The organism is Pseudomonas iridis (assembly GCF_017980685.1).
In the GTDB taxonomy this organism is placed as follows: domain Bacteria; phylum Pseudomonadota; class Gammaproteobacteria; order Pseudomonadales; family Pseudomonadaceae; genus Aquipseudomonas; species Aquipseudomonas iridis.
Window position 1 is genome coordinate 131912 of sequence record NZ_JACXXO010000014.1, and the last position, 9097, is coordinate 141008.

A 9097-nucleotide genomic window follows, 5' to 3' on the forward strand; every position below is an offset into this window, starting at 1 on the left:
CCATGTCCGAATTGGCCCAAATTCAAAAGGCTATCGAAACCGCGCAAACCAACATGACCGCGCTGTTCGATGAGCAGAAGAAAGAGATCTCCGCTACCGGCGAGATCAGCAAGAAGCTGCAGGGTGACCTGCAAACTGTGCAGGATGAACTGAAGTCTGCCGGTACCCGCCTGTTCGATCTTGAATCGAAACTCGCTGGCGGCGCCCCGGACAACCCCGAAACCAAGAAGTCTTTTGCTGAACGCGCAGCCGAAGACCTGAAAAAAGGCTGGAATGGTTCCACTTCGGGCAAGGTCGACGTGAAGAGCTTCAGCAAGGCCCTGGGCGCCGGCGCAGCCTCTGCGGGCGCGCTGGTCCAGCCGCAGCAGAACGCCGGCATCCTGATGCCAGGGCTGCGCCGCCTGACCATCCGGGATCTGCTGGCGCAAGGTCGCACCACCTCCAATGCCATCGAGTACGTGCGCGAGAACGTGTTCACCAACAGCGCGGCACCGGTGGCTGAAGGCGCGCTCAAGCCTGAGTCGCAGCTGACCTTCACGAAGGAAACCGCCAACGTCAAAACCATCGCTCACTGGATTCAGGCCTCGCGCCAGATCATGGACGATGCCCCGATGCTGGAATCCTACGTGAACGGCCGCTTGCTCTTCGGCCTGGACCTTGTTGAAGAAGGTCAGTTGCTCAACGGCGACGGCACCGGCGACAACCTGATCGGCTTGAATAAGGTGGCCAGCGCCTACGACGTTGCACTCAACGCCACGGGTGACACCCGCGCTGACCAGATCGCTCATGCCATCTTCCAGACGAGCGAGTCGGAGTTCGAGGCTTCTGGCCTGATCCTCAACCCGCGCGACTGGCACGCGATCGCGCTGTTGAAAGACGCTGATGGTCGCTACATCTTCGGTGGCCCCGCTGCATTCGCCGCCAAGGTCATGTGGGGCCTGCCGGTGGTGGCCACCAAGGCTCAGGCGCAGGGCACGTTCACTGTTGGAGGTTTCGACCTGGCCTCGCAGATTTGGGATCGCATGGATGCGACCATCGAGATCAGCAACCAGGATCGCGACAACTTCGTGAAGAACATGCTGACCATCCTGTGCGAAGAGCGTCTGGCGGTGACCCACTACCGTCCGACCGCGATCATCAAAGGCACCTTCACTCCGGCTGAGTGACCATCGAGGGCGGGGCAGGCAACTGTCCCGTTGGCCATATGAAGAATATTCGAGCGCTACGCCAGTTTTCCCACTACCACGCGGGCAACTTCAACCAGTTCGAAGAGCGTGCCGTCGATGATGAGATCGCTGATGCACTGATCGGCATGGAACTGGCGGAGGAAGTCGAAACGGCCGCCGCGCCAAAGGAAAAGCCGGCGGCGAGCAAGAAAGCGAAGGGAGCCTAGATGATCAACTTGGCCCGCGTGAAGCTCCACCTGCGAGTGGACGGCGACGAGGAGGACACGGTCATTGCCGGTTACTTTGAGGCCGCGAAGTCCCACGTTGCCATGCACTGTGATCGTATCCTGGTTGAAGCGGAGCCGGTCGGCCCAGACGAGATGGGCCTGACGCCCGACGTGGAGCAGGCCATCCTGTTGCTCGTCGGCCACTGGTACGCAAACCGTGAGGCTGTCGTGATCGGGACCATCTCAACGGTTGTTCCGCTGGCTGTTGACCGGCTCCTTTGGTACAGGAAGCGCTTCTGATGAGAGCCGGGCCAATGAACAAGCGCTGCACCTTGATGCAGTCGCAGGCGGTCGAGCGACCTGGTGGTGGGCGCCCCGTGACCTGGGTGGAGGTCGGGAAGGTCTGGGCTGAGATCACTCTGCCCACCGGCCGTACCGCTCCAATGGCTGACCGCCTTGAAGTCGACATCACCGCTGAAATCAAAATCCGGTACCGGGCTGATGTGGTCGCCGGCATGCGTCTAGTAAGCCAAATCGGAGCCTACCTAATCGGTGCGGCGTTGCCAGACCGAGATCCCGCGATGCTCCGGCTGTTGTGCTCGAGCGTCACCAACCCCTAGAGGTTATCAAAATGAAAGTACGTGCCTTGGCCAGTATCTCTGGCCCCATGGGCCGCAAAGTCGCGGGCGATGAGTTTGTCGTCAGCGCAGGCGATGCCCAGTCGTTGATTGACCGCAAGCTAGTAGAGCCGGTGCCTGTAGAGGTTGCGCCGGCGCCACCTGCCGAAAAGCCTACGAAGTCCAAGGCGGCTGCCGAGGAGTAAGCCATGGCCGCCCGTAGATCCCGGATGTCCGGCGACTTCAAGCTGAGGAAGACGCTGCGCAACATCCACACACAACTCGACAACGAATTGAAGCCGGCCATGCAGGAGGCAGCGGACAGGCTCCTGGCAACAATGAGGGAGTTTGTTCCCAAGGACAGCGGTGATGGTGCGGGTGCTCTGACAGCTTTCGTTTCGAAGAGCGGTCTGGATGCCGAGATCGGTCTGCGCGGGAAGAAAGCCAACAAGCGTTTCTATTACCTTCGCTTCATCGAATACGGCACCAAGGGCTACGCCGAGGGTAAGCGGGCGGGCGGTCGCAACAAGCGCGCAACGAACAAGTCTGACGGTGCTCACTTTTTCGGTAAGTACCCGAAGATTCCGGCGCGCCCAGCTCACCCCTGGCTGCGTCCGGCGTACGACGTGAACAAGGAGTTCATCCTGGCGAGCGTCAGCCACGCGGTGAGCAACACGCTTAAGCGAGCAGCGGAGGGGTTGGGCAATGGCTGATCCGTCCTTTGCGCTGCAGGTCGCGCTGCTCGGCAGGCTCAAGGAGGAGATCGTTTCCTGCAAAACCTACGATCACGTGCCGATGAATGCAGCGTTTCCGTTCATCTCTTTAGGCTATGAGACTTCGAGCAATGACGACCCGCTGGCCAGTCGCCGTGACATTCGGTTGATATACCTCAGTGTCTGGTCCGATTTCCCAGGCCAAGAGCAGATCAAGCTGCTGATGGCTGAGATCGACGCCGCGCTGCATGAGCGACCAATGCGGCTGGATACAGGACGGGTTGTTTCGATCCGCGTCATCCGCAAACAAGCAACTCCGGAGCCTGACTGCATCACCTACCAGGGCTCCGTCACCGTTCGAATCATCACCCAACACTAAACCGCTGAACCAACGCCGCGCTGCGGCTACATCACCTGTCCCCAGGAGGACTCCCCATGTCTATTAATACCGGCGCTGGCACGCGAATTTATATCGGTCCGCGCCTCACTGCTGATTTGCCGAAGGATCACGCCGCGGCTATCGCGCTGCTGGCCGCTCTGGCCTATGTCGAAGTTGGCGAGGTCGAGAGCATCGGCGACTACGGCGACACCATCAACGACGTGTCTTTCGCCGGCTTGGCCGAAGGGCGCGCACGCCACCTCAAAGGCCTGGCTGACGCCGGATCGGTCGAACTGTCCATCGGCTTCGATGCCGGTGACGCTGGCCAGCTCAAGTTGGTTGAGGCGTTCCTCGACCGCTCCCGCTTCGACTATCCGATCAAGGTGGTCTACGTCGATGGCGAGACCGACTACATGGCCGCCAAGGTCATGAGCAACAAGAAGACCGGTATCAGTGTTGAGGGCGTGCTCAAGCGCACCGTGACCCTGGGCATCAACTCCGAGGTGTACGAAGTCATCGAGCCTTAAGCGGTCGACTTCATTCAGCGCCGTAACCCTGCGGCGCTGATTTCCACGTATTCGATAAAGAGAACAACGCATGTCCAAGACCAACCACGGTACCGTCGTCATCACCACTGATGAAGTCACATTCACCCTGAAGCCAACCCTGCGCGCGTTCCGCGATATCAACCGTCACTTCGGCGGCGTGATCGCGGCAATGCAGGCCATCAGCCAAGGGAATATCAGCACCGTCGCACTGATTGTTGCTGCCGGTACCGGCGTTGACTCCGGCAAGCGAAAAGACATGGAGGCGCTGGAAGAGGAGATCTTCGAAGCTGGTTTCAGTACCGTTTCGTCCCAGGTGCTGCCATTCCTCCAGGCCCTGATGAACCCTGCCGGCAAGACAGATGAAGAGATCTCGAAGCAAAAAGAGGAGGCGCCGGGAAACGAGTAAAAGCCGGCGCTGAGGTCGACCCTGTCGACTTCATATTCAACATCGCCACCGGTTGGCTAGGCTGGCCGCCGAGCGTGGCATGGGATACCCCTATGGTCGAAACCCTGATGGCCTGGGAGGCCAAGCGCCAGTTCCTGATCGACAGTAATGGCGGCGGAGAGGACAAGGACAAGCCGAACAGGAAGGCAGTGGCCAAGGAGGCCAGGATGGGGTTCCGCGTGGCAGCCATGGGCAGGAAGAAGGATTAAGCACCGATTCACCAGAACCGCCTTGAGCGGTTTTTTTTCGCCTGGAGAAAAGTAAATGGCTGACGCCGACGTACAAGGCCTATTGATCCGCATCGAGGCAACCACGGCACAGCTGCGCCAGGAGATCGCCCGCGGCGAAGCGGCAGTGGCGCAGTCGGCCGGGAAGATGGATACCAGCCTTGGCCGTATCGATTCTGCGTTTGATCGCGCAGGGGCGAGCGCTCAGAGCGCAGGTGGTCTTATCAAGGGTGCGTTGGCGGCCGCCATTGGTGCTGCGTCAATCGGGACCATCATCAAGACTGCCGATTCCTACTCGCAGATGTCGGACCGTATCGGGCTGGCGACCAAGAGCTTCGGCGAGTACAACACGGTGCAGGAGCGTTTGCTTGCCACCGCAAACCGCACCTACCGTCCTCTTGAAGAGGCGCAAGAGCTCTACATTCGTACGTCTGACAGCCTTCGCTCTATGGGGCTCAGTGCGAACCAGTCCATGGATGTCATGGACAGCTTCAGCTATTTGCTGGTGACCAACTCGGCCTCGGCGGATAAGGCGAGCTCGGCAATTGATGCATATTCCAAGTCCCTGCAAACAGGGAAGATCGATGCCGACTCCTGGCAAGCAATTCTCGCGGCCATGCCGACTATTGTTGAAACGGTTTCGCAGGCAACAGGCAAGTCGGCCGAAGAGATTCGCAACCTGGGCGCCCAAGGGAAACTCAGCCTCGACACGCTGACCGAGGGCCTGCAGAAAAGCGCTGAAGCCAACGGCCTGCTCGCTGACAGCATGGGTGTCGCGGTGCGTGATGCTTTAGTCGCGCTGAATAATGCATTCACCGTGTACGTGGGGCAGCTCAACGAGGCCACCGACGGAACCGGCATACTTGCGTCCGGCATATCGGTTCTGGCCGATAATTTCGGCACCATTGCTGAGGTGGCTGGTGTTGCAGCGGCAGGAGCGCTGGCGGTCTACGCTCGCGGCCTGGCTGTTTCGGTGGCCGGTTCGGTGCTGGCAACCAAAGCCGCCATTGAGGAATCAATGGCACGCCGGGGCCAGGCGACCTCCGTACTGCTCGCCGCTCAGGCTGACCAGCGGAAGGCTCAGACGGCTGTCTTCTTGGCTGAGAAGGAGTTGGCGGCCTCGAAGACCCGCATCAGCGGCATGGCGGTTGAAAGGGAGCTGTCGATACAGTTGGCCCAGGCCCGCATGGCTGAGGCCCGTGCAACAGCAGCAGTTGGAGCTGCGCAGACCGCTATCGTGGGCACTGGTCGTACGCTGCTGGGGCTGCTCGGAGGGCCTGCGGGTATCGCCATGCTCGCCATTGGCGCTGCTACTGCATTTCTCACTCTCCGCGATAACACCGGTGACCTTGAAAAAAAGCTCGGCGACCTTTCTGACCCGATCGACAAACTCACCAAAAAATTCAACGAGCTTGACCGGGCCACCCAGTCGGTCACCCTGCGCGAACTTAAAAGTACGATTGCCGATGCCGAAGAGGATCTCTCGACGGCGGCCGGCTCTATCGCGTTCGAGTTCCAAAGCAGCCTGACCAACGCCGGGTTGGCTGGTGCTTCCGGCTTCATGGCCGGCATTGCGCCACTGCCTGCCGAATTCCAGGCGGCGATTGATCTCGTTAAAAAGGCCTCGGCTGATCAGGCCAGCGGGATGGTTGTTGACTGGAAGGCGGTCGCTGATCAAGTGCGCCAGGTTCCAGGCGTTACCGCTGAAGTCGCAGACGCTCTGGAGAAAAGCGGTGGGGCAGCAGCTACTTCTAATACAGAGCTCTCCAAGCTCAAAGACACCGTTTCCCAGCTGACCGGTGAAACCGATGAGCTGACACGCGCTGAGCGCGAGAATGCTGCGGCAAAGGCTGAAGCCGCTGGCGTTGGGCAAAAGTACCTTGAGCAACTGCAGAAACAATTGGGGGCCGCGCAGGACAAGACCGCCCTGCAGGCCGCAAACCGCTTCATAGCTGAAAACACTCTTCTCACTGAAGACATGATCGTCGCCATTCGCTCGGCGGCCGCTGCCAAGGATGCCCAAAAAGCCGCTGACACTGCGGCCACCAAGGCTACCAAGGATGGCACGAGCGCTGCCAAGGAAGCGGTCACCGAGGCAAAGAGCCAAGCCAAGGCCCTCACCGACCTCAAGGCCCAGGCCGATATCGCCATTAAGTCGGCAACCGGCTTAGCTGCTGCGTATCTGGCTGGTACCGACAAGTCGCGCGAATTCACCCTGCAACAGAAGGTTGAAGAGGCGCTGCTTAAAACCGGCGCTGGCGTGCGGAAGGATGTTGAAAAGGCGATCAACGATCAGCAGGATGCTCAGGACAGGCTGAACGTCAGCAAGTCCGCCTACGACCTTGGCAAAGAAACCGCCGATATCATCGCCCAAGCGCAGGCAACGTTGATGGGCGCCGATGCGTTGGCGGCTTATAACGTCCAAAAGGCAATGACGGTTGCGCTTGCCAACAAAAACATTGAGGTGGGGAGCGAGGAATACAAGCAGTTACTGGCCGCGACCGAGGCTCAGCAGGACGCCTTGAAGATTGCGCAGCGGGCCGCGAACGCCGGCGGGATCATGGATCGGCTGTATCCCGAGGCTAAGCTGCTCAAGGATTACACCGAAGATCAAAAAGCGCTGAACGCCGCTATGGCGCTATATCCGGGTAATGCCGCCAACTACCAGGCGGCGCTGCTCAAGCTCGGCAACGAGTACGAGGTAAACCGCAGCAAGGCGACTGTCTGGGGTCAGATGACCGAGGGCGCAATCGATCGTATCGACGAGGCCTTTGCCAGTGCTTGGGGCAACATCGGCAGCGGTGCGGAAAGCCTGTGGGATAACCTGAAGAAAGGTTTCAAGCAGACCTTGGGCGAGATTGCTCACATGCTCACCACCAAGCCGCTGCTGGCGTCGATCAGCAACTGGCTGAGTGGTACCGACAATGGTCAGGGCTTGTCGTCGATATGGGGCAAGCTTCTCGGTAGCGCAACGGGTCAGGGCGGATCCGCGGGCGATGCTAACGGCTGGGGTGGCATGGTCAGCCTCGGCAAAAACCTGTATTCGGCGTGGAGCAATCTCACTGGCGTCGGATCTTCCATTGCGTCGGGCTACGCGTCCGGCGGCGTCAGTGGCGCGCTCTCTGGCGGTGCCAGCTACTACGGCAACATGCTTTCCAACATCGGCAGCACCTTGTCGAATGGCTTTAGCAGTCTGGTATCGACATTCACGGGCGCGACTGCAGCGCAGACGGCGGCCACCATTGGCGCGCAAGGTGTTACGAGCGCTGTGCTTTCGGGCGCAGTCACGGAGGGCGCAACGGCCATCGGTGCGCAGTTCACCACAGGGGTGGCCACAACCACGGCGGCAACATACGCGGCAGCAGAAGCGGGAGCGGCGGCTACGGCAGCTTCGCTCGGTGGGCAGATCAGCGCCGCCATGAGCAGTGCCGCCGCCATGTGGCCGCTCGCAGTCATCATGGGCATGTACCAGTCCGGCAAGCTATACGACGCCGGGGTGCGCCCGGACGCGAGCGAGATGTTTGCCAGTGGCGGCAGCACTGCGCTGGGTAAGGCCTCGATGATTCCGCAGACGCTTCAGTCGAAGGCCTTCGAGATCACTGATGGCATCAACAGCAAGCTGGTGGGTGGCAAGCTGGCTGCAATCATCAGCGGCTCGACGTTGCACCAGGCGGTTTGGGGTGCGGTGGGCAAGAAGCTGTTCGGGGGCGCGTGGGAGACCAAGGACGGCGGCATCTCGCTCGGCGTCGAAAACGGCGAGTTCGATCCGCAGCAGTACATTTACCAGAAGAAAAAAGGAGGCTTGTTTTCCAGCAGCAAGAAACGCACGCGATATAGCGATCTCGACGCAGAGACTGAAAGCGCGCTCGGCGCCGCCTATAACGACAAGCTGCTCAATTCCATGGGGCTGTTTTCGGCACTCGGCGTTCAGCTCAGCGAGTCGGTATTCGATGGGCTGAACGTGGCGGCGACCAAGATCAGCACCCAGGGCAAGACGCCTGAAGCGATCCAGGAGGAGCTGGACAAGTGGTTTTCTGGCTTGGGTGACTCGGCCGTTTCTGCGATCAATGCAGCGACCAACTCCGGCCTGGAGAATTACAACTTCGAGACGCTGACCACGTTCGTCAACAACCTGTACAGCGTCAACGACTCTTTCGACATGCTGGGTCTGAAGCTGTACGACGTGTCGGTCAGCACGGGCTTTATGGCTGAGCAATTGATTGCCATGGCGGGCGGGCTGGAAGCCCTGAAAGCCGGAGAAAGTTCCTTTTTCGAGAACTTCTACACGGACACGGAAAAGGCCGACTACGCGCTGTCGACGGTGAACAAGCAGTTTGAAGCGATGGGCGTGAAGCTGCCGGGTACACGTGAGGCGTATCGGGACATGGTCGAAGCGCTGGATCGGACAACCGAGTCGGGTCGGCAGATGTACGTCACGCTTACCAGCCTGTCTGGTAGCGCTGCGCAGTCGTTTTCTATCCTCGAGCAGCGGGCCACGGAGGCGCAGCAGAAAGCGGCCGAGGCGGCTCAGGCCATTATCGATTCGCTGATGGGTGCAGTGACTGGGGCCAGTAGCGCCGTACAACGCGCCATCTCTGCCCAGCAGAAGGCGACAACCGAGGCTTATAACGCTCGGGTCAACTCGCTGAACGACATGGTCAGCACCGCGACGGAAAACGTCAGCGGCCTGACTTCGGTCGGCAACGATCTGGGTGCAGCACTCAAAGCTCTGCGCGGCGATTCGGATGACGCCGTGAAGATGCTGCGAGCCCAGG

11 protein-coding genes are annotated in these 9097 nt (G+C 60.0%); all 11 read left to right on the plus strand.

Features of this window, described 5'->3' with window-relative positions:
• The first annotated feature begins 2 nt into the window (after positions 1-2).
• Complete coding sequence (locus IEQ42_RS20940) at positions 3-1166, plus strand: phage major capsid protein (RefSeq protein ID WP_210705017.1); 1164 nt, start codon at positions 3-5, stop codon at positions 1164-1166.
• A gap of 38 nt (positions 1167-1204) precedes the next feature.
• The gene (locus IEQ42_RS20945; protein ID WP_210705018.1) at positions 1205-1393 is read left to right on the plus strand and encodes a hypothetical protein; all 189 of its coding nucleotides are present in this window, start codon (positions 1205-1207) and stop codon (positions 1391-1393) included.
• Positions 1394-1693, plus strand: a complete 300-nt coding sequence (locus IEQ42_RS20950; RefSeq protein WP_210705019.1) for a head-tail connector protein — start codon at positions 1394-1396, stop codon at positions 1691-1693.
• On the plus strand, positions 1693-2013 hold the full coding sequence (locus IEQ42_RS20955; protein WP_210705020.1) for a phage head closure protein: 321 nt from the start codon (positions 1693-1695) through the stop codon (positions 2011-2013). Before IEQ42_RS20950 ends, IEQ42_RS20955 begins: the two co-directional genes overlap by 1 nt.
• Before the next feature lie 11 nt (positions 2014-2024).
• Positions 2025-2216: a hypothetical protein gene (locus tag IEQ42_RS20960; RefSeq protein ID WP_200645558.1), complete on the plus strand. Its 192-nt coding sequence runs from the start codon at positions 2025-2027 to the stop codon at positions 2214-2216.
• Positions 2217-2219: 3 nt separating this feature from the next.
• Positions 2220-2723, plus strand: coding sequence for an HK97 gp10 family phage protein (locus IEQ42_RS20965; protein WP_200645557.1), 504 nt, complete (start codon positions 2220-2222; stop codon positions 2721-2723).
• Complete coding sequence (locus tag IEQ42_RS20970; RefSeq protein WP_210705021.1) at positions 2716-3102, plus strand: DUF3168 domain-containing protein; 387 nt, start codon at positions 2716-2718, stop codon at positions 3100-3102. The genes IEQ42_RS20965 and IEQ42_RS20970 overlap by 8 nt, the downstream gene beginning before the upstream one ends.
• A 56-nt stretch (positions 3103-3158) precedes the next feature.
• Positions 3159-3629 carry a hypothetical protein gene (locus IEQ42_RS20975; protein ID WP_210705022.1) on the plus strand — a complete coding sequence of 157 codons (471 nt, stop codon included), beginning with the start codon at positions 3159-3161 and terminating at the stop codon, positions 3627-3629.
• A gap of 70 nt (positions 3630-3699) precedes the next feature.
• Positions 3700-4056, plus strand: coding sequence for a hypothetical protein (locus IEQ42_RS20980; protein ID WP_210705023.1), 357 nt, complete (start codon positions 3700-3702; stop codon positions 4054-4056).
• Between the two features lie 92 nt (positions 4057-4148).
• Positions 4149-4304, plus strand: coding sequence for a hypothetical protein (locus IEQ42_RS20985; protein ID WP_210705024.1), 156 nt, complete (start codon positions 4149-4151; stop codon positions 4302-4304).
• 55 nt (positions 4305-4359) lie between these two features.
• A partial coding sequence (locus IEQ42_RS20990) for a tape measure protein (RefSeq protein WP_210705025.1) occupies positions 4360-9097 on the plus strand: 4738 nt, incomplete at its 3' end.